The sequence below is a fragment of the Actinomadura sp. NPDC047616 genome (assembly GCF_040642915.1).
Classification (GTDB): domain Bacteria; phylum Actinomycetota; class Actinomycetes; order Streptosporangiales; family Streptosporangiaceae; genus Spirillospora; species Spirillospora miaoliensis.
Map to the genome: position 1 here is coordinate 136,642 of NZ_JBEYTB010000003.1, position 24,236 is coordinate 160,877.

At 73.0% G+C, this 24,236-nt stretch carries 20 protein-coding genes; 11 read left to right on the forward strand and 9 right to left on the reverse strand.

Annotated elements, in window-relative coordinates; genetic code table 11:
• Nucleotides 1–436 precede the first annotated feature (436 nt).
• The 3 genes from ABZ801_RS08260 to hflX all read right to left on the reverse strand — a co-directional run bounded on the left by ABZ801_RS08260 (nucleotide 437) and on the right by hflX (nucleotide 4,758).
• The gene (locus tag ABZ801_RS08260) at nucleotides 437–1,282 is read right to left on the reverse strand and encodes a DegV family protein (RefSeq protein WP_360694468.1); all 846 of its coding nucleotides are present in this window, start codon (nucleotides 1,280–1,282) and stop codon (nucleotides 437–439) included.
• A 149-nt stretch (nucleotides 1,283–1,431) separates the two neighbouring features.
• Nucleotides 1,432–2,646, reverse strand: coding sequence for an imidazolonepropionase (hutI, locus tag ABZ801_RS08265; protein ID WP_360694471.1), 1,215 nt, complete (start codon nucleotides 2,644–2,646; stop codon nucleotides 1,432–1,434).
• 735 nt (nucleotides 2,647–3,381) lie between these two features.
• Complete coding sequence (gene hflX / locus ABZ801_RS08270) at nucleotides 3,382–4,758, reverse strand: GTPase HflX (protein ID WP_360695672.1); 1,377 nt, start codon at nucleotides 4,756–4,758, stop codon at nucleotides 3,382–3,384.
• Between the two features lie 394 nt (nucleotides 4,759–5,152).
• Between hflX and aceB the strand changes: the two genes are divergently transcribed.
• The gene (gene aceB / locus ABZ801_RS08275) at nucleotides 5,153–6,769 is read left to right on the forward strand and encodes a malate synthase A (protein ID WP_344949965.1); all 1,617 of its coding nucleotides are present in this window, start codon (nucleotides 5,153–5,155) and stop codon (nucleotides 6,767–6,769) included.
• A gap of 63 nt (nucleotides 6,770–6,832) precedes the next feature.
• Here the strand turns inward: aceB and ABZ801_RS08280 are convergent, their stop codons facing one another.
• The gene (locus tag ABZ801_RS08280; RefSeq protein ID WP_360694475.1) at nucleotides 6,833–7,537 is read right to left on the reverse strand and encodes a hypothetical protein; all 705 of its coding nucleotides are present in this window, start codon (nucleotides 7,535–7,537) and stop codon (nucleotides 6,833–6,835) included.
• Nucleotides 7,538–7,635: 98 nt separating this feature from the next.
• Between ABZ801_RS08280 and ABZ801_RS08285 the strand changes: the two genes are divergently transcribed.
• From ABZ801_RS08285 to ABZ801_RS08300, 4 genes are all read left to right on the forward strand, one after another.
• Nucleotides 7,636–9,090 (forward strand): FAD-linked oxidase C-terminal domain-containing protein, encoded by a 1,455-nt coding sequence (locus ABZ801_RS08285; protein WP_360694478.1) that lies wholly within the window; start codon nucleotides 7,636–7,638, stop codon nucleotides 9,088–9,090.
• Complete coding sequence (locus ABZ801_RS08290) at nucleotides 9,090–10,298, forward strand: FAD-binding oxidoreductase (protein ID WP_360694481.1); 1,209 nt, start codon at nucleotides 9,090–9,092, stop codon at nucleotides 10,296–10,298. Before ABZ801_RS08285 ends, ABZ801_RS08290 begins: the two co-directional genes overlap by 1 nt.
• Entirely contained in the window at nucleotides 10,298–11,674 is a 1,377-nt protein-coding gene (locus ABZ801_RS08295; protein WP_360694484.1) for a heterodisulfide reductase-related iron-sulfur binding cluster, read from the forward strand. Before ABZ801_RS08290 ends, ABZ801_RS08295 begins: the two co-directional genes overlap by 1 nt.
• Before the next feature lie 128 nt (nucleotides 11,675–11,802).
• A complete protein-coding gene (locus ABZ801_RS08300; protein ID WP_360694487.1) occupies nucleotides 11,803–12,492 on the forward strand; it encodes a hypothetical protein in 690 nt (229 codons plus the stop codon).
• A gap of 48 nt (nucleotides 12,493–12,540) precedes the next feature.
• Here the strand turns inward: ABZ801_RS08300 and ABZ801_RS08305 are convergent, their stop codons facing one another.
• The 5 genes from ABZ801_RS08305 to ABZ801_RS08325 all read right to left on the reverse strand — a co-directional run bounded on the left by ABZ801_RS08305 (nucleotide 12,541) and on the right by ABZ801_RS08325 (nucleotide 19,433).
• Nucleotides 12,541–14,259, reverse strand: a complete 1,719-nt coding sequence (locus ABZ801_RS08305; protein WP_360694489.1) for an ABC transporter family substrate-binding protein — start codon at nucleotides 14,257–14,259, stop codon at nucleotides 12,541–12,543.
• Nucleotides 14,256–16,265, reverse strand: coding sequence for an ABC transporter ATP-binding protein (locus ABZ801_RS08310; protein ID WP_360694492.1), 2,010 nt, complete (start codon nucleotides 16,263–16,265; stop codon nucleotides 14,256–14,258). The genes ABZ801_RS08305 and ABZ801_RS08310 overlap by 4 nt, the downstream gene beginning before the upstream one ends.
• On the reverse strand, nucleotides 16,262–17,182 hold the full coding sequence (locus tag ABZ801_RS08315) for an ABC transporter permease (RefSeq protein WP_360694495.1): 921 nt from the start codon (nucleotides 17,180–17,182) through the stop codon (nucleotides 16,262–16,264). Before ABZ801_RS08315 ends, ABZ801_RS08310 begins: the two co-directional genes overlap by 4 nt.
• Before the next feature lie 86 nt (nucleotides 17,183–17,268).
• Complete coding sequence (locus ABZ801_RS08320; protein ID WP_360694498.1) at nucleotides 17,269–18,267, reverse strand: ABC transporter permease; 999 nt, start codon at nucleotides 18,265–18,267, stop codon at nucleotides 17,269–17,271.
• A 179-nt stretch (nucleotides 18,268–18,446) separates the two neighbouring features.
• Nucleotides 18,447–19,433 carry a hypothetical protein gene (locus ABZ801_RS08325; RefSeq protein ID WP_360694501.1) on the reverse strand — a complete coding sequence of 329 codons (987 nt, stop codon included), beginning with the start codon at nucleotides 19,431–19,433 and terminating at the stop codon, nucleotides 18,447–18,449.
• Nucleotides 19,434–19,545: 112 nt separating this feature from the next.
• Here ABZ801_RS08325 and ABZ801_RS08330 point away from each other — a divergent pair, with 112 nt between their 5' ends.
• The 6 genes from ABZ801_RS08330 (at nucleotide 19,546) to pqqE (ending at nucleotide 24,231) form a co-directional block, all read left to right on the forward strand.
• Nucleotides 19,546–20,154: a TetR/AcrR family transcriptional regulator gene (locus tag ABZ801_RS08330; protein ID WP_360694504.1), complete on the forward strand. Its 609-nt coding sequence runs from the start codon at nucleotides 19,546–19,548 to the stop codon at nucleotides 20,152–20,154.
• Nucleotides 20,155–21,025: 871 nt separating this feature from the next.
• Complete coding sequence (locus ABZ801_RS08335; protein WP_344949932.1) at nucleotides 21,026–21,157, forward strand: hypothetical protein; 132 nt, start codon at nucleotides 21,026–21,028, stop codon at nucleotides 21,155–21,157.
• A 30-nt stretch (nucleotides 21,158–21,187) separates the two neighbouring features.
• A complete protein-coding gene (locus tag ABZ801_RS08340; protein ID WP_360694507.1) occupies nucleotides 21,188–22,078 on the forward strand; it encodes an MBL fold metallo-hydrolase in 891 nt (296 codons plus the stop codon).
• The gene (gene pqqC / locus ABZ801_RS08345) at nucleotides 22,075–22,812 is read left to right on the forward strand and encodes a pyrroloquinoline-quinone synthase PqqC (protein WP_360694510.1); all 738 of its coding nucleotides are present in this window, start codon (nucleotides 22,075–22,077) and stop codon (nucleotides 22,810–22,812) included. Before ABZ801_RS08340 ends, pqqC begins: the two co-directional genes overlap by 4 nt.
• Nucleotides 22,809–23,150: a pyrroloquinoline quinone biosynthesis peptide chaperone PqqD gene (gene pqqD / locus ABZ801_RS08350; protein ID WP_360694513.1), complete on the forward strand. Its 342-nt coding sequence runs from the start codon at nucleotides 22,809–22,811 to the stop codon at nucleotides 23,148–23,150. The genes pqqC and pqqD overlap by 4 nt, the downstream gene beginning before the upstream one ends.
• On the forward strand, nucleotides 23,137–24,231 hold the full coding sequence (gene pqqE / locus ABZ801_RS08355) for a pyrroloquinoline quinone biosynthesis protein PqqE (protein WP_360694516.1): 1,095 nt from the start codon (nucleotides 23,137–23,139) through the stop codon (nucleotides 24,229–24,231). Before pqqD ends, pqqE begins: the two co-directional genes overlap by 14 nt.
• The last annotated feature ends 5 nt before the right edge of the window (nucleotides 24,232–24,236 follow it).

A 24,236-nucleotide genomic window follows, 5' to 3' on the forward strand; every position in this document is an offset into this window, starting at 1 on the left:
CCCGTCCGTGCCTCCCCGCGGTCTTGTCATCCGGTGGGCGAGGTGGTCCCGATCCGGGCTCTGGACGCGCCGCCCCCAGCATCCTGAAGCCACGCGCCTCGGCCCGGCCGTCTACAGGCTCGTCCCCCCGCACCGGCTCCGCACCCCCTCCATCCACCCCCACACGCCCAGACTCCCCACCACCCGCCCGACGCTCCACCGCCCGGACACCGCCACCATCGCCCCGCCCACCGCGCACCGACCGCGCGGTGGAGTGCCGGGTGTCGACGTACGGGCGCTGGACGGCTCTACGGGCAACCGCCGGTGGCGGGTGGGGGTGGGTGGGAGTGGAGCGCAGGTAGGCCGATGGTGGGGCCGGGAGGTTTCTCACGAGGCTCGACGTTAGGCGGCGGAGACGGGGCGCCACAGACCTCGCGGAGATTGTGGATAACTCGGCTCAGAGGTGCGGGGCCACGACGACGCCGAGCATGCCGGGGCCGGCGTGGGCGCCGATGACGGGGCCGACCTCGCCGACGTAGAGGTCCTTGACCTGGGGAATGCGGTCGCGCAGGCGGGAGGCGAGGGTTTCGGCTCGCGGGGCGGCGCCCAGGTGCTGGATGCCGAGGTCGACGGGGCGGTCGCCGGCGAGGTCGGCGGCGAGTTCCTCCATCCGGGCGATCGCCCGGGACGAGGTGCGGACCTTCTCCAGCGGGGCGATGCGGCCGTCCACGATGCTCAGCAGCGGTTTCATCATGAGGGCCGAGCCGAGCAGCGTGGCGGCGGCGCCGATGCGGCCGCCGCGGCGCAGGTGTTCGAGGGTGTCGACGTAGAACAGGGAGCGGGACAGGCGGGCGCGGTGTTCGGCGGCTGCCGCGACCTCGTCGGCGTCGGCGCCGCGCAGGGCGGCCGCGGCCGCCGACAGGGCGGCGAAGCCCAGGCCGAGGCCGATGGCGCCGGTGTCGACGACGCGGACGGGCACAGGGGCGTCCTCGGCGGCGAGCCTGGCGGCCTCCACGGTGCCGGACATGGCCGCGGACAGGTGGACCGAGACGACGGCGCGCGCACCGCCGCCCGCGGCGGCCTTGAACGCGTGCGCGAAACGTTCGGGCGACGGGCGGGAGGTGGTGACGGGATGCCACTCCTTGAGGGCCCGCGCCGCCTCTGCGCTGGTGATCTGCCCCTCGTCCCGTACCGTGCCGCCGATGACGATCTGCAGCGGCACGACGGTGATCCCGTGGCGTTCGGCGAGGCCCGGGGGAAGGTAGGCAGTGGAGTCCGTGACGACCGCAACCGCGCTGGCCATGGGGCGAGGCTACTCCTCGGGGTGTAACGCGAAGGTGTCCGCCTGTAACGGTGTCGTGTCCGTCGCTCCCTACCCGTGGACGAGGCCGGTGAACGCCCGGGCCGCGCGGCTATGCGGCGCGGCCGACGCGGCCGGACGCGGGGCGTCGCTCAGGACTGGACGGGGACGCCGCCCCTCCACACGCGCAGGGCACGCAGCCCGAACGCCCAGGCGAACGCGCCCTCGTGGTCGGCGTCCCACAGGACGATGTCGGCCAGCATGCCCGGGGCCAGGGAGCCGCGGTCGCCGACGCGCAGCGCGGCCGCGCCGCCGAGGGTGGCGGCGCGCAGGGCCTCGGTGACGCTGAGCCCGTACATCGCCACGGCCAGGCCGATGACCAGCGGCATCGAGGTGATGCCGCACTGGCCGGGGTTGTGGTCGGTGCCGAGGGCGACGGTGACGCCGCGGTCGAGCATGGCGCGCACCGGCGCCGGGGGACGCGAGCTGTTGAGCGCGCTGCCCGGGCAGACGGTGGCGGTGACCCCGGCGTGCGCCAGGGCCTTGATGTCGTCCTCGTTGGCGTGGGTGAGCAGGTCGGCGGAGGCGCAGCCGACCTCGGCGGCGACCTGCGCGGCGCCGACGCGTTCGTTGGCGCAGGCGTGCATGCGGGCCTTGAGCCCGGCGCGCTTGCCGGTGAGCAGCAGGGCGCGGGCCTCCTCGGCGGTGAAGTGACCTTCGTCGCAGTACACGTCGATGCTGTCGGCGCCCGCCGCGGCGGCGTCGGCGGCCCACAGCCGGATGGCCTCGATGTAGTCGCGGCGGCGGCCGAAGAACTCCGGCGGCAGGATGTGCGCGGCCAGGAAGGTGGCGTGGATGCGCGGCATGGCGGGCTCGCTCTCCAGCGAGCGCAGCATGCGGATGTCGGCGAGCTCGCCGTCGCGGGTGAGGTGGTAGCCGGTCTTGGCCTCGACCGTGGTGGTGCCCGCGAGGATCCACTGGCGCAGCCGCTCGCGGACGCCGTTGCACAGCGTCCAGGGGTCGGTGCCGCGGGTCACGGTGACCGTGGAGTTGACCCCGCCGCCCGCCGCGGCGATCGCCGAGTGGGACGAGCCGCTGGTGCGCATGGCCAGCTCGGCCCAGCGGTTGCCCGCGTAGACGGGGTGCGAGTGGGCGTCGATCAGCCCGGGCGTGACCAGGCCGCCGCCGAGGTTCTCCACGTGGTCGACGTCGACGATGTCGTCGATGACGCCGGGCACGCTCTGCGGCAGGTCGGCCGCCGGGCCTGCCCACACGATCCGGTCGTCGTGGATGAGAACGGCGGCGTTGCTGCAGACGTCGGTGCCCGTCCAGAGCCTGCCGATGTTCGTCAACAGCCGTACCGTCATCGGGTCACCGACCCGGATGGGACATCGCGCCGTTCGGCGCTGAACGGGACGCCATGAAGAGGGCCACCTGCTCTCGATCCGAAACGCCGACTGGGTGCCGGCGACTCACCGCTGGAGGGTTGGGCGATCCTGCGATCGCCATGAGCAACGAGACCGTAGATATCGGTTTCGTCACGGTAGTGCACTGACGGCCCGGCCGACAACCTCTGGCTCGTCAACGCGGGCGTCTCGACCGAGGTTCCCCGAAGGTGGCGGCGGGCTGGGGATGGTGCGAGACGTGCGCGCGGACGGTTCACCGAGGTCCGATAACCGGACAAAACTCGCATACCACCCGATAAACCATGCAATACCTGTCCGCACCGCATCGACGCCTCACCCGCCCCTAGTCATACGACCGTACGGGTTACGGCGGAACCGTCAAGCGGAATGGAGAAGCTGTCACCGTTCGGCGACCACAGAGACCACATTCGGTCGGCCCCGAAGACGGATTTCGGAAGGGCGCTCAAAACGCCCACCATCCCCGCAACGGTACCGCATCTCCCCCGAAATCCACCGCCTTTGTGGGAAATCCCGGGCACCGAGACACCCGGAGCACCAGAACTGACGGGCTGTGCGACGGTGCGGGCGGCCCGAGGCCGCCCGCATCCCCGAAGGCGGGACGCCGTCCCGCGCGTTCGGGCAGTCCGCCACGTCACTCCGCGCATCCCCCGGCGCGGCCGCTTCAGGGCGGCCGGGTCAGGGGGTGGGAGCCAGGTCCTCGAAGCGCTCCAGTTCGCCGGCCAGGTCGTCCGGGACGCGGGCGTGCAGGGCGGTGCCCTCGGCCAGGTGCTCCAGCTTGAGCACCTCGCCGCGGCTGTGGACCTGGGCGACCAGGTCGCCGCGGTCGTACGGCACCAGGACCCGCAGTTCGCGCTCCAGGCCGGGCAGGTCGGCCTCGATGGCCGCGCGCAGCTCGGCGATCCCGGCGCCGGTGCGGGCCGAGACGACCACGCTGTGCGGTTCCCGGCGTTGCAGCCGGGCCAGCGTGAGCTCGTCGGCGGCGTCCGCCTTGTTGATCACGACGAGTTCCGGGATGCCCTCGGCGCCGATCTCGCGCAGGACCTCGCGGACCGCGTCGATCTGGGCCTCGGGGTCGGCGTCGGCCCCGTCCACCACGTGCAGGATCAGGTCGGCGTCGGCGACCTCCTCCAGGGTGGAGCGGAACGCCTCGACCAGCTGGTGCGGCAGGTGCCGGACGAACCCGACCGTGTCGGCCAGCGTGTAGGCGCGGCCGCCGGGCGTCTGCGCGCGCCGGACCGTGGGGTCCAGGGTGGCGAACAGCGCGTTCTCCACCAGCACCCCGGCGCCGGTGAGCCGGTTGAGCAGCGACGACTTGCCCGCGTTGGTGTAGCCGGCGATCGCCACGGCGGGCACCTCGTTGCGGCGCCGCTCGCCGCGCTTGGTGTCGCGGGCCTTGGCCATGTCGGCGATCTGGCGGCGCAGCTTGGCCATGCGGGCGCGGATGCGGCGCCGGTCCAGCTCGATCTTGGTCTCGCCGGGGCCGCGGCCGCCGATGCCCACGCCGCCGGCGGCGCGGCCGCCGACCTGCCGGGACAGGTTGCCGCCCCAGCCGCGCAGGCGCGGCAGCAGGTAGTCCAGCTGGGCCAGCTCGACCTGCGCCTTGCCCTCGCGGCTGCGGGCGTGCTGGGCGAAGATGTCCAGGATCAGCGCGGTCCGGTCGATGACCTTGACCTGGACGGTCTCCTCCAGGTGCCGCAGCTGGCTCGGCGACAGCTCGCCGTCGCAGATGACGGTGTCGGCGCCGGTGGCGGCCACCACGTCGCGCAGTTCGGCGGCCTTGCCCGCGCCGATGTAGGTCGCCGGGTCGGGTCGGCTGCGCCGCTGGATCATGCCCTCCAGCACCTGTGATCCGGCGGTCTCGGCCAGCAGCGCCAGCTCGCGCAGCGAGTTGTCGGCCGCCTCGGCGGTGCCGTCGGTCCACACGCCGATGAGCACGACGCGTTCGAGCCGCAGGGCGCGGTACTCGACCTCGGTGACGTCGGTGAGTTCGGTGGACAGGCCCGCCACGCGGCGCAGCGCGCGGCGGTCCTCCAGATCGAGTTCCCCGGTCATCGGCTCGTCGCGGAGCGCGTCCGGAATCCGGGGCTCGTGGTCTTCAGAGAAGAGTTGAGTCATAAGTCCTCTGTAGAACGCCGCTGAGCGGCTGTGTCTTCCCGGCGATCGTCTCACGGTGCGGTCGCCGGGTCATTCGATTATCCCCACGTCACAGGTATCCCCACCTGACGAGGCCATACCCGGCCGCGGCCGGACGTAGCCGGACGTTCGCGGCCGGCGTTCTCACGCCGCGCGACGGGGAGATGACCGATGGTGGTGACGGCACGGAGCGGGTAGGGGCGTGTCGACCGCGGCGCGTCGGCCGACCCCCTTTGACCGCCGCCTGAACGGACGAGTAACTTTCTCCACGTAACAGAAGTGAGTTTTCACGATACGAAAGAAGGGCGGGACGATGGCTGCACCCGACGGCCCGGAGGGCATCGAGGTCACCGGCCCTCTGCACGACCGTTACGACGAGATCCTCACGCCCGGGGCGCTGAGCCTGCTGGCCGCGCTGCAGCGCGAGTTCGGGCCCCGCCGCGAGGAGCTGCTGCGGGCGCGCGCCGAACGGCAGGAGCGGCTGTCGGCGGGCGGGACGCTGGACTTCCTGCCCGAGACGGCGGCGGTGCGGGCGGACGAGACGTGGCGGGTCGCCGCGCCCGCGCCCGGCCTGGAGGACCGCCGGGTCGAGATCACCGGGCCCACCGACCGGAAGATGACGATCAACGCGCTGAACTCCGGCGCCAAGGTGTGGCTGGCCGACTTCGAGGACGCCAACACCCCGCTGTGGACGAACATGATCGAGGGCCAGCTCAACCTGCGCGACGCCCTCGACCGCACGATCGACTTCACCGACCCGTCCAGCGGCAAGAGCTACGCGCTCAAGGCCGACGAGGAGCTGGCCACGATCGTGGTCCGCCCGCGCGGCTGGCACATGGAGGAGAAGCACGTCCTGGTGGACGGCGCGCCGATGTCGGGCTCGCTGTTCGACTTCGGGCTGTACCTGTTCCACTGCGGACGGCGGCAGCTCGACAAGGGCAGGGGCCCGTACTTCTACCTGCCGAAGATGGAGAGCCACCTGGAGGCGCGGCTCTGGAACGACGCCTTCAACCTGGCCCAGGACATCCTGGAGATCCCGCGCGGCACCATCCGCGCCACCGTGCTGATCGAGACGATCCCGGCGGCGTTCGAGATGGAGGAGATCCTCTACGAGCTGCGCGACCACTCGGCCGGGCTGAACGCGGGCCGCTGGGACTACCTGTTCTCGATCATCAAGAAGTTCCGCGACCGGGGCGCCGAGTTCGTCCTGCCCGAGCGCAACGCGATCACCATGACCGCGCCGTTCATGCGCGCCTACACCGAGCTGCTGGTGCGCACGTGCCACAAGCGCGGCGCGCACGCCATCGGCGGCATGGCGGCGTTCATCCCGTCCCGCCGGGACCCCGAGGTCAACAAGGTCGCGCTGGAGAAGGTGCGGGCCGACAAGACCCGCGAGTCCGGCGACGGCTTCGACGGGTCCTGGGTGGCGCACCCGGACCTGGTGCCGGTCTGCCGCGAGGTGTTCGACGGCGTGCTCGGCGACCGGCCCAACCAGCTGGACCGGCTGCGCGAGGACGTCCGCGTGTCGGCCGCCGACCTGCTGAACTTCAGCGCCACGCCCGGCGAGATCACCGAGGCGGGGCTGCGCAACAACATCGACGTGGCGCTGCGCTACCTGGCGACCTGGCTGGCCGGTTCGGGCGCGGTGGCGATCCACAACCTGATGGAGGACGCGGCGACCGCGGAGATCTCCCGGTCGCAGGTGTGGCAGTGGATGCGCAACGGCGTCGAGCTGGCCGACGGGCAGAAGGTCACCCGCGAGCTGGTGGAGCGGATCATGGACGAGGAGCTCGCCAAGATCCGCAAGGAGCTGGGCGGGGCGTACGACGAGCCGCGCTACGACCAGGCTGTGGCGCTGTTCAAGCAGGTCACCCTGGCCGACGAGTACGCCGAGTTCCTGACCACCCCGGCGTACGCCCGCTTCCCGTGACCGGGCGGCGCGGCGCGCCGGACCCGGCCCGGCTTCGGCTTCGGGTCCGGCGCGCCGCGCCCGTCAGCCCGCGCGCCACCACACCTCGGCGTGGGTCAGCGACACCAGCCCCTCGTCCAGGACCACCCGGAAAGGATTCGCCCCGATGACCGCCCACGCGTGGGCACGGTGCTCGAAGGGGAAGCCCTTGCTCGTGACCAGCGCGAACACCTCGTCGAACGCGGCGGAGAACACCTCGCTCAGCTCCTCGCCGAGCCGGTCGTAGGCGCCGGACCGCAGATGATCCGCCACCCCCTCCAGATCGCCGGCGGCGAGCAGCGGCTCCACCGCCGGGTCGTCGTCGGCCAGCAGCCCGGCCACCCGGTCGCTCGCGGCGCGCAGCTCGCTGGTCATGCCGTCCACCTCCGGCAGCGTCGCGAACGCGGCCATGACGTCGGCGGGGTCCCGGCGCGGCCAGCCCTGCGCCTTGCCCAGGCAGTACGGCACGAACTCGGGGAACTCCATGCCGTGCGCGGCCTGCGCGACGCGGACCCAGAACCCCGGTGGGAGTTCGGCGTCGCGGCCGTTCTCCTCGGCCCAGACGCCGATGTCCTGGAGGGTGTTCATCCAGAAGTGGTACAGCCCCTCCTCGGCGCACTCCCGCAGCTCGTCGGCCAGCCCGCTGGCGGCCAGCAGCGTCCCCGGCACCAGTGTCCCCGCGATGGCCAGCTGCTCGCGGACGGTGCCCTCGGGGAAGGTGAGATCGGCGGTCAGGAACTCGGGGAGCATGGCCCGGGAAACTACCCGACCCTGCCCGGGTATGTCCGCGGAACGCCGACCTCGGGCGATCTTGCGGTGAACGCGGCACCGGAGGGAAGGTGAAAAGGATGGAGCAGACACTTCGGGCGCTGGCGGAGCGGTTCACCGGACTGCTCGGCTCGGACGCCGTCATCACCGACCCGGTGCGGCTGCGCACGTACGAGTGCGACGGGCTGACCGCGCACCGCGCCGTGCCCGGGCTGGTCGTGCTGCCCGGCTCCGCCGAGCAGATCGCCGAGATCGTCCGGGCGTGCGTGGCGGCGGGCGTGCCGTACGTGGCGCGCGGGTCGGGCACGGGCCTGTCGGGCGGGGCGCTGCCGCGCACGGACGGGGTGCTGATCGTGACGGCCCGGATGCGCCGCGTCCTGGAGATCGACATCCCGAACCAGCGGGCCGTGGTGGAGCCCGGAGTGATCAACCTGGACGTGACCAGGGCGGTGCGCCCGTACGGCTACTACTTCGCGCCCGACCCGTCCAGCCAGCAGATCTGCTCGGTCGGCGGCAACGTGGCGGAGAACTCCGGCGGCGCGCACTGCCTGAAGTACGGCTTCACCGCGCACCACGTGCCGGCCTGCGAGATCGTCACCCCGGACGGGGAGATCGTCACGCTGCGGGCCGGCGATCCCGGCTACGACCTGCTGGGCGCGTTCGTCGGCGCCGAGGGCACGCTGGGCATCACCACCAAGATCACGGTGCGGCTGACCCGGCTGCCGGAGACGGTGCGGACGCTGCTGGCGGCGTTCTCCTCGATCGAGGCGGGCGGCGCGGCGGTGTCGGCGATCATCGCGGCGGGGATGGTGCCGGCCGCGATCGAGATGATGGACGCGCTGTCGATCGAGGCGGCCGAGGCGGCGGTGAGCTGCGGGTACCCGCCGGGCGCGGGGGCGGTGCTGATCGTCGAGCTGGACGGCCCGGCGGCCGAGGTGGAGCACCAGTTCGCCGAGGTGGAGCGGCTGTGCCGGGAGGCGGGGGCGTTCGAGGTCCGCGTCGCCGCGGGCGACGCCGAGCGGGCGCTGATCTGGAAGGGCCGCAAGTCGGCGTTCGCGGCGGTCGGCCGGATCAGCCCCGCCTACATCGTGCAGGACGGCGTGATCCCGCGCACCGCGCTGCCCGAGGTGCTGGCGCGCATCGACGAGCTGTCGGCCGAGTCGGGCGTGCGGGTCGCCAACGTCTTCCACGCCGGGGACGGCAACCTGCACCCGCTGGTGCTGTTCGACGACGCGGTGCCGGGCGCGGCCGAGCGCGCCGAGGAGGTGTCCGGGGCGATCCTCGACCTGTGCATCGAGCACGGCGGGTCGATCACCGGCGAGCACGGGGTGGGCGTGGACAAGTCGCGGTACATGCCCCGGATGTTCAGCGAGACCGACCTGGACACGATGCAGATGGTGCGGTGCGGTTTCGACCCGGCGGGCCTGTGCAACCCGGGCAAGGTGTTCCCCACGCCGCGGCTGTGCGGGGAGGTCCCGGGCGTCCGCAAGGGCGTGCATCCGCTCGTCGCGCAGGGAAAGGCGGAGCAGTTCTGATGCAGGCGGTGGACGCCCTGGCGAAGGTCTGCGCGGACGTGCGCCCCGGCGAGCCGGAGGAGGGCGTGCTGGGCGTCGCGCCGCGCTGGGTGGCCGCGCCGGCGGACGCCTCCGAGGCGGCCGAGGTGATGCGCGTGGCGGCCGGGCACGGGCTGGCCGTGGTGCCGCGCGGCGGTGAGACCCGGCTGGACTGGGGGCTGCCGCCGCGCCGCTGCGACCTGCTGGTCGACACCCGGCGGCTGGACCGGGTGGTGGAGCACGCGGCGGGCGACCTGGTGGTCACCGCGCAGGCGGGGCTGCCGATGCGGCGGCTGGCCGAGACGGTCGCCGAACGGGGCCAGCGGCTGTCGCTGGACGTGCCGTTGCCGGGGTCGACGGTCGGCGGGACGATCGCGACCGGGGCGGCCGGGCCGCTGCGGCTGCTGTACGGGGCGCCGCGCGACCTGGTCATCGGGATCACGATCGTGCGGGCCGACGGGCGGACGGCGCGGTCGGGCGGCAAGGTCGTAAAGAACGTGGCCGGGTACGACCTGGGACGGCTGCTGTGCGGCTCGTACGGCACGCTGGGGCTGATCGTGGAGGCCACGTTCCGGCTGCACCCGCTGCCGTCCGCGTGCGCCTACGTGACGTCTCCTGTGGCGGACGCGGGGGCCGCCTGCGAGGCCGTCCAGGCGATCCTGCATTCTCCTGTGGTTCCCAGCGCCCTGCAGTGCTGGACGTCCCCCGGGCAGAGCCTCGCGCTGGGCGTGCTGCTCGAGGGCGTACCGGACGGCGTGGCCGCCCGTGCCGCCCGTGTCGCCGATCTGCTGGGCTCGCGGGCGAGCATCGGGGAGCAGGCTCCCGAGGGCTGGGGCGCCTACCCCGACGGCACGACCCTCATCGAGGTGAGCGCACCCCCGGCGTCGCTGACGGACCTGCTGGGCGCCCTGCCGCCGGAGGCGACGGCGGTGTGGTCGGCCGCAGGGCACGGACACGTCGGCCTGCCGGCGCAGATGAGCGCCGGGGACGTGGCGCGCGCGCTTGAGAAGCTCCGGGGCGCGCTCGCCCCCCACCACGGCGGCGCGGTCGTCTGCTACGCCCCCAAGGGGGTACGGGAAGCGATCGACCTGTGGGGCCCCGTCCCCGCCCTGTCGCTGATGCGGCGCGTCAAGGACCAGTTCGACCCCGACCATCGCCTCTCCCCCGGCCGTTTCGCTGGAGGCATCTGATGACCGCCCCGAACGACCCGGCGGCCGCGAACGACGCGGGCGCCGGCGAAGACCCGGGTACCGACAAGGACGTGGCCGCCCCGCGGGACCGGGAACTGCCACAGCTCCTCAGCGACTGCGTGCACTGCGGGTTCTGCCTGCCCACCTGCCCCACCTACGTGCTGTGGGGCGAGGAGATGGACTCCCCGCGCGGACGCATCCACCTCATGCAGCAGCACGTGGAGGGGGCGCCGCTGTCGCCGCCCATGGTCGAGCACTTCGACCGTTGCCTGGGATGCATGGCGTGCGTGACGGCCTGCCCGTCGGGGGTGCAGTACGACCGGCTCATAGAGATGACCCGGGCGGAGGTGGAGCAGGAGCACCCGCGCCCCGTCGCCGAACGGCTGACCCGTGAGGCGGTGTTCCGGCTGTTCCCGTACCCGCGTCGTCTGCACGCGCTCCGCGGTCCGTTGCGCGCCTACCAGCGCACGGGGTTGCGCCGCCTGGTCCAGCGCAGCGGACTTCTCGGGCTGCTGGAGCGGGTCTCGCCCTCGCTCGCGGCCATGGAACGCCTCGCCCCGCCTCTCGGCAAGGCCCAGCCCAGGCTCCCCGAACGCGTCGCCGCGCGCGGGGAGCGCAGGGCGACGGTCGGCATGCTCACCGGGTGCGTGCAACGCGAGTTCTTCCCGGACGTCAACGCGGCCACGGCGCGCGTGCTGGCGCTGGAGGGCTGCGACGTGGTCATCCCCAAGGGGCAGGGCTGCTGCGGCGCGTTGTCGCTGCACGCGGGCAGGCAGGAGGAGGCGCGCGCGTTCGCGCGCCGCACCGTCGAGACGTTCGAGGACGTGGACGTCATCGTCGTCAACGCGGCGGGCTGCGGGTCGGCGATGAAGGAGTACGTCCACCTGCTCTCCGACGACCCGGCGTGGGCCGAACGCGCCAAGGCCCTGTCGGCCAAGACGCGAGACCTGGCCGAGTACCTGGTGGAGCTTGGGCCGCGCGCGCAGCGGCACCCGCTGCCCGTCACGGTCGCCTACCACGACGCGTGCCACCTGGCGCACGCGCAGGGGGTGCGGTCCCAGCCGCGCGCGCTGCTGGCGGGCATCCCCGGGCTGACCGTCCGGGAGATCGCCGACCCGGACGTCTGCTGCGGCTCGGCGGGCACCTACAACCTGTTCCAGCCCGAGGCCGCCGCGGAGCTCGGCGACCGCAAGGCGGCCGACGTGCGCGCCACCGGGGCCGAGCTGCTCGTCGCCGCCAACCCCGGGTGCGCGATGCAGATCTCCGACGCGCTCGCCCGGCGGGGTGACCGGATCGCCGTCGCGCACACGGCCGAAATCCTGGACGCGTCGCTGCGCGGGCTGGACCGTTCCTCCCTGCTCGGCCGTCTGACCTGAGCCGTTTCCACCATTTGTCACGTACGTCTTACCGAGCGAAATGTCCGGTATAGTGCGTCGGCCTGAGACCGGCGCGTACTGCTGTGACCGCAGAGACGCCAGAGGCGGAGTCGACCCGGGGAACGACCATGGCCAACAACCACCGTCCACGCAGCCGCCGCAAGAAGAGGAGCGCGGGCTGGCTGGGCCTGGCCGGGGCGCTCACGGGCGCGGCCGGCATCGCGGTCGTGGCCGTCGGCATCGCCGTCCTGCAGCCCGACGGGAACGGCGGCGGCTCCACCTCGCTCACCAGCGAGGGCGGGCCCGCCTCCACGCCGTCCCCCCGAACCGGGCGCTCGCTGACGTTCACGACACCGGAGGGGTACGGATACAGGCTGGCCGCCATCAGGACGGGGCTCGATCCACGCCCCTTCGGGGACGGCGAGTCCCCGCCCTCCGGGTCCACCTACGCCTACGCCGACTACGTCGTCACCAACACCGGACAGCGCCCGGTGCTCCTGGACTACCCCGCCGACCTGTTCATGCCGCGTTCCGGTGTGCCCGGGTCCGCACGCGACCGGTGCATGCCCCAGCCCGGCATCCCCGACTCCATGTGCACGCTGCCGAACAGCAGCCAGGTCACGGCCCGTCTGGACGGCTCCAAGCCGCCGGTCAGGGACGGCGCCGACACGCTCATTCCGGCGGGCGCGTCCTACGTGGTGCGCGTCGCGTCCGACCTGCCGGTCAAGGACGACATCGATCCGTCCGACCTGAAGCTGTACGTGTGGAACGCCCGCTACACCAGTGACCGCAAGGGCGTCGAACTCGCCTTCCCCTGACCGCGAGCGGGCCAGGAGCCGGTCGTGATGCCTCCGGTCACGGGTGCCTCAGGGGCCGGTCGTGGCGCCGGTGAAGCCGATGTCCTCGTACGGGGGTTCGAAGAAGCCGACCGCGCCGAGGTTGGCCAGGTCGCCGCGGACGGCGACGATCTGCGGCCGCTGGTAGACGGGCAGCACGATGGCCAGCTGCCAGATGAGCCGGTCGGCCTCGTTGATCAGGCGGCGCGCCTTCTCCGGGTCGACCTCGTGGACGGCCTTCTCCAGCAGGGCGTCGATGGCGGGCGTGCCCACCCGGGCATAGTTCTGCTGGATGCGGTCGCCGCTCGGCCGGGAGAACACCGAACGCAGCGCCGACATGGGGAACGCGGTGCCGAGCCAGGAGAACGGCACGATGTCGAAGCTCCCGGGCGTGACGTACTGGTCGAACAGGTCGTCCACCGGCACCGGCCGCACGTCCACGCGAATCCCTATCCGGGCCAGCATGGCGCGTGTGAGGTCCCCCTCCTGCCTGCTGCCGGGCATCCCCGAGGGCACGACGAAACGCAGCGCGAGCGTCCGGCCGTCCTTGACGCGGTACTTCCCCCGTCGCGCCCAGCCGGCCTCGTCCAGGAGCCGCTCCGCCGCCGCCGGGTCGTAGCGGCCGAGATCGCCGGAGTTGTCCTGGTAGCCCTCCTGGGTGTTCATGAAGAAGTGGTTGCCGAGGGTCTGGGCGGGCCAGCCCAGGTCCCCCAGCGCGGCCCGGGCGAGGGCGTCGCGGTCGATGCCCAGGATGACCGCGCGCCGTACGCGCACGTCCGCCAGCAGCGGGGATGCGGCGTTGAGCGTGAACTGCCGCCAGTCGGGGCCTCCCGCCCGGCGGATGTCGGCGTTGTGGACGCCGGCGGCCCGGCGCAGCGCGCCCGCGTCCACGTTGACGTCCATCAGGTCTATCTCGCCGTTGGCGAAGGCCGCCGGCATCGCCGCCACGTCCATCGCCCTGTAGACGATGCGGTCGAGCTTGGGTGGGCGCCCCCACCACAGGGGGTCGCGCACAATGGTGACGGTCTTGGCCGTACGGTCGATCTTCTGCAGCCGGAACGGCCCGGCCGTGGGCCCCATCCGCCCCTGCCATCCGGTGTTGAACCTCACGGGGTCCGACGTGGTGGACGCCGGATACAGGGGGCTGAACAACGCCTTCCAGTCCGTGTAGGGCCGGGCGAACCTCACCACCACCTCGCGGTCGTCGGCCCCCCGCTCGACACGGCGGATGTGCCGGTACCCGGTGCTGATGGCCACCTGGTACCGGGGGTCGTGCCCGGACAGGGCCTGCGCCTGCGCCGCGAAGTCGCGGTAGGTGATCGGCTTGCCGTCCGACCACCTCGCCCGGGGGTTGAGCCGGTAGGTGACGACCTGTTCGGGGCGTTCCCGCGTCACCTGGGCCGACTCCACGTACTCGGGGACCGGACGCGGCACCGCCTTGGCGTCGACGCGCATCACGTGGGGCAGCAGCCCGTGCAGGACGTTGGTGACCACGCTCTTGGTGCCGTTGACGTGGTGGAAGTTCCATTGCGTGGGGAACTCGGGCAGCGGCCACCGCAACGTGCCCCCGTCCCGGACCTGCTCACGCGGCGTCCAGTTGACGTCGGAGGCGGGCAGCTTGCGCGCGTCCACCCGGGGCCTGTCGTCAGTACCGCGACACCCGGCCGCCCCGGCGAGCAACGCCACGACCAGGCCGGCCCCGCACACGGCGCGCGGCAGCGGCTTGGCGGTGAAGGCGCGAAGGCTCACTTGGCCTCTTCCGCGTGGTGGCAGGCGGCCTGGCGGTCCACGGACGGATCGAGGACGCGAAGGGCCGGATCGCTGGTTTCGCACCTGCGACGCAGGGCGTCGTTGCGGAGGGCGGCGTATCTGGGGCAGCGCGGACGGAAACGGCACCCCGCGGGCGGCGCGGAGGGATCGGGCGGGTCGCCCTGGAGCGGGATACGGCGACGCTGCCGTTCACGCAGGGGGTCGGGCAGCGGGACGGCGTCCAGCAGCGCGCGCGTATAGGGGTGGGCGGGCCTCTGGTACACCACGGACGCGGCGCCGATCTCCATCAGCCGGCCGTGGTACATGATGGCGACGCGGTCGGCGACATGGCGCAGCACCGCCAGGTCGTGGGCGACGAACAGGTACGACAGGTCGAGACGGGCGCGCAGCTCGTCCAGCAGCTCCAGGACGCCGGCCTGCACGGACACGTCCAGGGCGGCGACGGGTTCGTCCAGCAGCAGCAGGCGGGGCTCCAGGGCCAGGGCCCGGGCGATGCCGACGCGCTGGGCCTGCCCGCCGGACAGGCCGCGCGGGTAACGGGAGGCGTGCTCCTTCTCCAGGCCGACCACGCCCAGCAGTTCCTGCACCCGCAGCGGGATCTTCGGGCCGGGCGTGCCGTGCGCGGTCAGGGGCTCGGCGAGGATGTCGGCGACGCGCATGCGCGGGTCCAGGGACGAGAACGGGTCCTGGAAGACCACCTGCAGGTCGCGGCGCAGCCGTTTGCGGTCGGCGGCGGTGAGCGCGGCGGTGTCCTCGCCGAAGACGGTGATGCGGCCGCGCTGGGGCCGGGCGAGCCTGAGGATCTCCATCAGCACGGTGGTCTTGCCGCAGCCCGACTCCCCGGCCAGCCCCAGGGTCTCCCCCGCGCGCACGTCGAACGTCACCCCGTCCACGGCGTGAACCGGCCCGTCGCGCCGCTGGCGGTAGTGCCGGACCAGATCCTCCACCTTCAGCACGACCGGCCGTTGGTGACGCGCAGAGGCCTCGGGAACGCGCACCGCCGTCCGATGGGGGAACACCGCGTCCAGGTCCGCGGTCGCCTCGATGTTGACGCACGCGGCGCGGTGGCCGCCCGGCCCGACCGGCGCCGGTTCGGGCACGGCCTCGCCGCACCGCGCGAGCGCCACGGGGCAGCGCGGCGTGAACGGGCATCCCGGGGGCGGCGCGGACGCCGACGGGGGCGCGCCGTCGATCGGCACGGGGCGGACGGCCCCGTCGGCGCGCGGCAGCGACTTGAGCAGCCCGATGGTGTACGGCATGCGCGGCCGGTGGTAGAGCTGGTCGACCGGCGCGGTCTCCACGGCCCGGCCCGCGTACATCACCATGACGCGGTCGGCGGCACCGGCGACCACGCCCAGGTCATGGGTGATCAGCAGGACGGCCGCACCGGTGGCCTCCCGGGCGACCCGCAGCACGTCGAGGATCTGCGCCTGGACGGTGACGTCCAGGCCGCCGGTGGGCTCGTCGGCGACCAGCGCCACCGGATCGTTGGCGATCGCCATGGCGATCATGACGCGGCGCCGCATGCCGCCGGAGAACTCGTGCGGGTAGGCGCGGGCGCGCCGGGGCGCGTCCGGGATGCCCACCAGGTCCAGCAGTTCGACGGCGCGCGTCTGGGCGGCGCGGCGGGTGGCGCCCGCGTGCACCCGGATCGTCTCGGCGATCTGGTCGCCCACGGTGTGGACGGGGGTCAGCGCGGAGAGCGGGTCCTGGAACACCATGGCGATGTCGCGTCCGCGCAGGCGCGACATCTCCGCGTCGGAGCGGCCCAGCAGTTCGCGTCCGCGCAGCCGTACCGAACCGCGCACGTGTGCGCCGGAGGGAGGCAGGCCGAGCACGGCCAGGGCGAGGGCGGTCTTGCCCGAGCCGGACTCGCCGACGACGCCGAGAACCTCACCGGCCCCCACCTCCAGGCTGATGCCGCGGACGGCTCGCACGCCCGCGGGGTAGGTGACGTGGAGGTCCCGTACCGTCAGGACGCTCATGTGCGCCCCCCGTACCGCCGCGGAACGCGCAGCCTGAGGCGAGGCCGGGGATGCCGGGGGGCCGCCGGGTCGAGGACGTCGCGCAACCCGTCCCCGGTGAGGTTGACCGCGACGACGATGAGGACCAGCAGCCCCCCGGCGAACCCGAACAGCCACGGGTAGGCGAGTGCGGTGCCGCTGCCGTCGGCGATGAGGGTGCCGAGCGAGGTGTCGGGGGGCCGCACGCCGTAGCCGAAGTACGACAGGGCGCCCTCGGCGATGATGGCCACGCTGACGCCCAGGCTCGCGTCCACGATCAGCAGCGAGGCCAGGTTGGGCAGGATGTGGCGGGCGATGATGCGGGGGGTGCCCACCCCCAGGAAACGGGCCGCCAGGACGTATTCGCGGTGGCGGAGCGACAGCGTCATGCCGCGCACCATGCGGGCCGTCACCATCCACATGAACGCCGCCAGCAGCGGTATGAGCAGGGGCCAGCGTCCCCCCAGCGCCGGGGACAGCACGGCGACGACCAGGAACCACGGCAGGACCAGCAACAGGTCCACGCCCCACATCAGGACCCTGTCGACCCAGCCGCCCAGGTATCCGGCCACGGCGCCCACCACCGCGGCCAGGCCCGTCGACAGCACGGCCACGCACAGCCCGATGAGAAGGGACTTCTGCATGCCGCGCACGGTCAGCGCGAACACGTCCCGTCCGCTTCCGGTGGTGCCGAACCAGTGCTCTGGCGAAGGGGGCCGGCGGAACGCGGTGAAGTCGATCTCGTCGTAGCCCCAGGGCGACACCAGCGGCCCGGCGAACGCGAGCAGGAACAGCAGGCCCAACAGCACGAGCCCCGTCACGGCCCGCCCGTTGCCCAGCACGCGCCGTACCGCGAGCGCGCGCGGCGAGGGCAGGTCGAGCGGGCCCGCGGCGCTCACCCCGCCGCCGCTCGCACCGCTGCCCCCCGGACCGCTGCCCCCCGGACCGCTGCCCCCCGGACCGCTGCCCCTCGCACCGTTGCCGCTCACGCCGTTCTCCTCCGCACGCGAGGGTCGAGGACGACGTACGCGACGTCCGACAGCAGCCCGGCCAGCAGCACGGCCGCGGCGGCGCAGCAGTTGACGGCCGCCACCACGTTGACGTCACCGCGCGTTATGGAGTCGACCAGCCACTCCCCCAGACCGTGCCAGCCGAAGATCTTCTCGGTGAACATCGCGCCGAGCAGCAGCAGCCCGAACGTGTAGGCGAAGTAGGTGGTCATGGGGATCAGCGCCGTGCGCAGGCCGTGCCGCAGCAGCGCGTCCCGGCGGCGCAGGCCCTTGGCGCGGGCGGTGCGGACGAACTCGGCGTCCAGCACGTCCAGCATCATGGCGCGCTGGTAGCGGCAGTAGAGGGCGAACTGGGCCAGGGCGATGGTGGCCGTGGGCAGCAGCAGGTGCCGGACGCGGTCGCCCAGTCCGCCGAGCGGGCCGAACGGCCCCTCCCCCGCCCCCGGGGACGACTCGCCCACCCACTCGAACAGCCGCAGGCCGGTGAGGTCGTTGACCTCCCGCGCGGCGAGCTGCAGCAGCACCGCCAGCACGAACACCGGCACGGCCAGCAGCAGGAACGACCCGAACGTGATGAGCCGGTCGGGCATCCGGCCGTTGCGGGACGCCGCGTACACCCCCAGCAGGACGCCCAGCACGCCCCCGAGCACCGCGCCCGCCGCCAGCAGCCGCATGCTGACGCGCAGCCGCCGCCACAGCTCGTCGTTGACCGGCTCCCCCTGCCAGGTGCGTCCGAAGTCGCCGTGCAGCACGCCCCGCGCCCAGACCGCGTAGCGCTGCGGCAGCGGGGTCTCGTCGTTGAGGTTGAACCGGGTCAGCTCGGCGTCGACGACGGTGTCGGGCGGGCGCGGGCTGCGGTCGGCGTAGTTGGAGCGCGGGTTCAGCGCCGCGGCGGCGAGCAGGTAGGCGACGCTGGCGGCCAGCACGACGAGCACGGCGTGCCCGGCCACGCGCCGCAGCAGGAACGTCGTCATGCCACCCCCCTCCCCGAGCACGCGACGTGACGGAATGCTACTAATCGCTCACTCTAAGCGCGGGACGACGAGCCGATCTCGGCGGGTTGGCCGGGGGAAAACCGCTGGTCCGGGCGCATACGTGGGACAACCCCGGCGGGCGGTGGGCCGGCCGGGGTCGCACAGGAGGGAATCGGGCGTCAGGGCACCAGCGCCGGTTCGTTGCGGCCGCTGTCGGCCGTCTCGGCACGGCGGCCGCGCAGCCCGCCGACGACCGGCAGCAGGGCGCCGAGGAGGATCCAGCCGAGCAGCACGGTCAGGGGGGTGCCCGCCCCCGCGCCGTCGAAGAAGGCCACCGACCGCAGCAGCGTGGCCGCGGCGCCCGGGGGAAGCCACTGGCCGATCTCACCCCACGGCTGGGGCAGCATCTCCGGCGCCGACGTGGCCGCCGACAGCGGGTTGCCGATCAGCATGAACACCAGGGCGCCCAGGCCGATCCCCGGCCGTCCCATCACCGAGACGAGGCCCGTGATGACACCGGCCACGGCCGCGATCGCCAGCGCCATGACGCCCGAGACGGCCAGATACGACCCGGGGAGCACCGAGAGCCACCCCTGGGCGAGCGCGGCCGCGCACGCTCCGCCCAGGACGGCGATGCCCGCCACCGCCGCGGCCTGCCGGCCGATCCCGCGAATCGCGAAGGTGACGATGACCGCGGCGGCCAGGCTGGACATCACCAGGGGCAGCGCCAAGGCTCCGAAGCCCGCTCCCCTGGGATCGTCCGGGTCGGCCGCCACCACGTCGCGTACGGGCACGGTGGGCGCCGCCGGGGGCGACATGTTCTGGGCGACCTGCTGGAGCAGTTGCGCGACGGTCGGCGAGGCCGCGGACGCGACGAGCATCCGGGGCCCCTGGGGGCCGGTGACGATGGCCGCGTAGGCGTCGCGGTCGGTGAGCGCCGTCCGCGCGGACGCCTCGTCGGGAACGGTCCTGACGTCGAACGCCCCGGGACGCTGCTGTTCGAGCCGTTGGGCCACCGCCGACGCCTGGGGCCCGGTGACGACGATGGGCACGTCGCGGGGGGCGCTGCGCGTCGCCGGCCAGGCGAACGCGACCAGCATGACGAACTGCACGACCACGACGCCGACGATGACGCCCATGACGCGTCCTGCCGTGGTGGGGGGCACGGCCGCCTCCTATCAAAGCGAATGTTCGTTCTTTATGATGCCGCCAGGGTGGCCACAGCCGCCCGGGTTTGTCAAGAACGAATATTCGTTTTATGTTGGGATCATGCCGCGAGTGAGCGAAGAGCACCTGGAGCGGCGGCGCCGGCAGATCCTCGACGCCGCCCGGGCCTGCTTCATCCGCAAGGGCTTCCACGAGACGTCGATGCAGGACATCTTCGCCGAGGCCGACCTGTCCGCCGGGGCCGTCTACCGGTACTTCAAGAGCAAGACCGAGATCGTCGAGGCGATCGCGTCCGAGGCCATTTCGATGCTGGGCGTGACGCTGCACGAGATCGTCGCCGAGGACCCGCCGCCGCCCCCGGACCAGGCCCTGGAGCGCGTGACGACCAAGCTGGTGGAGATCGGCGAGTCGTACCTGGGGTCGTTCATGCTGGCGCCCCAGGCGTGGTCGCTGGCGATGCACGACTCCGACTACCGGAACTACGTTCAGGGCATCATGCGGCCCGTGCGAGAGCTGTGGACGTCCTACGCCGAGCATCTGCGCGACACCGGCATGCTGCCTGCCGACACCGATCCGCAAGCGGTGAGCAAGACGCTGCTGGCGCTGCTGCCCGGCTTCATCATCCAGCGAGTCATCCTCGGCGACGTCTCCCCCGAGACGCTCCGCGACGGCCTGCACGCCCTCACGCACAGCAGCGCGGCGTCGACCAGGCCCTCCTAGAGCCCGGCGCGCAGGCGATCATGCGTGCACGGCACGCGCATGCGCCCACGGGCGCGGCGCCTTCAGCGGGCGCCGGTCGCGAGTCGCGCCTGACCCCAAGGCCGTTGTGGTGACGGTGCCTCGAACCCGCCCCTGTTGAGGTTCGAGGCCCGCACTGCGAGGGGGCCGGTGAACGCGGCCACCGGTCGGCCGGAACAGGCAGCGCCCTTGGTGACGCGGCCATGACCGAGGCGTGCGCACTGCCGCCCTGCCGCCGCGTGAGCGGCGGCGTTCCTCCGTCTGGCGACGCCCTCATCGTGGGCGGAGACGAGTCCCGCCGTCCTGAGACGCCCGCCCCGTTCTTGTCAGGACGCCGCGTCAGGAACGCTTGTCAAACCTGCGTCAACGGGCCCTGCGCGTCCGCGCGATCTCGCGGCCCGAACCAGTGGACACGGGGCATATGCGAAGCAGGGGCGATGGAGAAGACCTGTCCCGGCCGTCCCCGGCACCCGGGACAGGGCGGCGCGCACCGCCTCCGTGGCGCGGGCACGACGGCAGGCGCGCACAGAAAGCGCTTTCAGCGCAGAATATAAAAGACGCCTCCAGATCCGTCAAGAGGGAGGAGGGAAGGCGTTCAGCCGCCTCGGCCACCCCGCTTACACGTCACTTAAAAAATTTAATCCTCGGTGAACCGCCGCCTGCGCACGTCGACGCCAAGGCCCGCAAAAACATGCGCTGAACAGGGAAAACTCGCCCCGCCAATCCGGTAAGCGCTTGCCTGAAATGGTGCCGATCACCCGCCGACGGCGCCGGAGAAACGTCCTCGCCCCCTGGACCGCCCGTTTAGTCCGGAGGTATGTTGACCACGCTTTCCGAGGGAAGGAGTATCCCCATGCCCACCCGCGTCAGCACGGACAAGCGCACGGACGAGCGCCCCGCCCGGACCGCCACCACCTGGAGCAAGCCGAAGATCGACATCAGCGGCACCAGCTTCGAGGTGCGCACGTACTGCTACGCGCGCTGAGCGGCCGAGCCGGACGCTGAGACGCACACGGTGCGCGCTGTCATCCTGGGCGCCGCCGCCGGCGGCGGCCTTCCGCAGTGGAACTGCCGCTGCGAGGGCTGCCGCGCGGCGCGCACCGGCGCCGTGCCCCCGCTGACGCAGTCGTCCCTGGCGATCCGCGCCGAGGACGGCCCCTGGCATCTGGTGAACGTCTCCCCCGACGTGCGGTACCAGCTGGAGGCGCTCGGCGCCCACTACCGCCGCGCCGACGGCGGCGACGCCGGTGCCCCCGCCTCCTTCCACGACGTCGTCCTGACCGACGCGCAACTCGACCACACGCTGGGCCTGCTCACGCTGCGCGAGTCCCCAGAGCCGTTGACCCTGCACGCCACCGACACGGTGCGGCGCCTCCTGACGAGCGACTTCGACGCGGGCGGCATGCTCGCGCAGTGGCGGAAGGTCGACTGGCACCCTCTGCGGACGGGCGAACCCACGCGCCTGGCAGGCGGCCTCGTGATGACCCCCATCGACCTGGAGGGCCCCCTGCCGCGCTACGCGGGCGGCGGCACCGCCCCGGGCGCGGCCGTGGGCCTGGTGTTCTCCGAGGGCGACGCGACGCTGCTGTACGCGCCGTGCGTCGCCCGCCTGAACGACGCCCTGCGCGGCCACCTGGCCACCGCCGACTGCGCCATGCTCGACGGCACCTGTTGGAGCGACGGCGAGGTGGCGCACCGTACGGCACGGCAGATGGGGCACGTGCCCATCGACGGGGACGACGGCCTGCTCCGCCTCCTGGAGCGGGTGCGCCCGCCCCGCACGATCCTGGTCCACCTCAACAACACCAACCCCGTGGTCCTCCCCGGCTCCCCCGAACGCGCCCGGCTCGACGAGCTCGGCGTCGAGGTGGCCGTCGACGGCATGGAGGTACGTCTTCGACCATGACCGCACAGGTGACGACAGCTCCCGCAGACACCGCCGCGGCCTCCCCCGAGGAGTTCACCGCCCGCCTGCGCGCGCTCGGCGACCGCTACCACGACCGCCATCCGTTCCATGTGGCGATGAACGAAGGGCGCCTGGACCGCGACCAGTTGCGCCGGTGGGTCGCCAACCGCTTCTACTACCAGAGCCGCATTCCGATGAAGGACGCGGCGATCCTGGCCAACTGCCCCGAGCCGCAGGTGCGGCGCGTGTGGATCGGACGCATCCTCGACCACGACGGCCGGCCGGACCGTCCCGGCGGCATCGAACGCTGGCTGCGCCTGGGCGAGGCCATAGGCGTCCCGCGCGAGGAGATGCTGTCGGAACGGCACGTCCTGCCCGGCGTCAGGTACGCCGTGGACGCCTACGTGGACTTCTGCCGCAGGCGCCCGTGGATCGAGGCGGTCGCCTCGTCCCTCACCGAGCTGTTCGGGCCGGGCGCCATGCGGGTGCGGGTCGCCAGGATGGAGGAGCACTACCCGTGGATCAGCCGGGACGGGCTCGCCTACTTCCGCGACCGGCTCGTCCAGGCGCCCGCCGACGCCGACCACGCGCTGTCCCTGGTCCTGGAGCGGTGCCGCACGGCCGAACTGCAGGACCGGGCCGTCGCCGCCCTGGCGTTCAAGTGCGACCTGCTGTGGGCGCAGCTCGACGCGATCGCCGCCGGAGACACCCGTCCGGAGGCCGCCGCGCGATGACGTCCACGCCCCGCGATCCCGCGACGCCCGGCGGTGCGCCGGCCGCACCCGCCCCGTCCCCGGCGTCCGCCCTGCCGGGACGCCCGCGGCTGGCGCGCGGCGTGCGGCTGCGGCTGGACGCCGGCGGGTCCGACCACGCGCTGCTGTTCCCCGAGGGCGTGTGCCGGCTGAACGACTCGGCGGCGGCCGTCCTGGAGCTGTGTGACGGCCACCGCCGCACCGAGGAGATCATCAGCGTGCTCGAGAACCGCTACGGCGATCCCGGGGTCGCCGCCGACGTCCGCGAGCTGCTCTGCGAGATCGCCGCGACGGGGCTGGTCGTCGATGCCGACGCCTAGGCCGCTGTCGCTGATCGCCGAGCTGACCCACCGGTGCCCGCTGCGCTGCCCGTACTGCTCCAACCCGGTCGACCTGCGCCGCGACGAACTCGACACCGCCACCTGGCTGCGCGTCATCGACGAGGCCGCCGCGCTGGGCGTGGTGCAGCTGGCGTTCACCGGCGGCGAGCCGCTGGCCCGGCACGACCTGGACGACCTGGTGCGCGCCGCCGCCGAGCGCGAGCTCTACACCAACCTCATCACCTCCGCCTTCGCGCTGGACGCCGGCCGTCTGGCCCGCCTGCGCTCGGCCGGGCTGGAGCACGTGCAGGTGAGCTTCCAGGACGCCGACCCGGCCCGCGCCGACCTGATCGCGGGGCGCCGCGCCCACGAGCGCAAACTCGCCGCCGCCCGCGCCGTCAAGGACGCCGGGCTGCCCCTGACCGTCAACGTCGTGCTGCACCGTCACAACCTGGACCACATCGAGGAGATCCTGGGTCTGGTCGCCGACCTGGAGCCCGACCGGGTGGAGATGGCCAACGTGCAGTACGAGGGCTGGGCCGTCGCCAACCACGCCGCGCTCATGCCCACGGCCGAGCAGCTGAAGAACGCCGAGGCGGCCGTGCGGCGCTTCCGCGAACGGATCGGCCCCGGCATGCGCGTCCTGTGGGTCGCCTCAGACCTGTACGAGGACGTCCCCCAGCCGTGCATGGGCGGCTGGGGACGGCAGACCATCGTGTGCGCACCCGACGGGGCCGCGCTGCCGTGCCTGTCGGCGTCCGGCCTGCCGGGCATGGAGTTCCCCAACGTACGGGACCACTCCCTGGAATGGATCTGGGAACGGTCGGAGGCGTTCAACCGCTTCCGAGGCACGGACTGGATGCGGGAGCCGTGCCGTAGCTGCCCCCTGGGCCGCCAGGAAGAGGACTACGGCGGCTGCCGATGCCAGGCCGCCCGCCTCACCGGCGACCCGTACGCCACCGACCCGGTGTGCGAGTTCTCCCCGCATCACCAGCGCGCCGTCGACCTGCGCACTGTCCCGCCCGAGGAGGAGCAGCCCGCCTACGTCTACCGCACCCTGCGCAGCACGACCCCCTCCTGACGTCG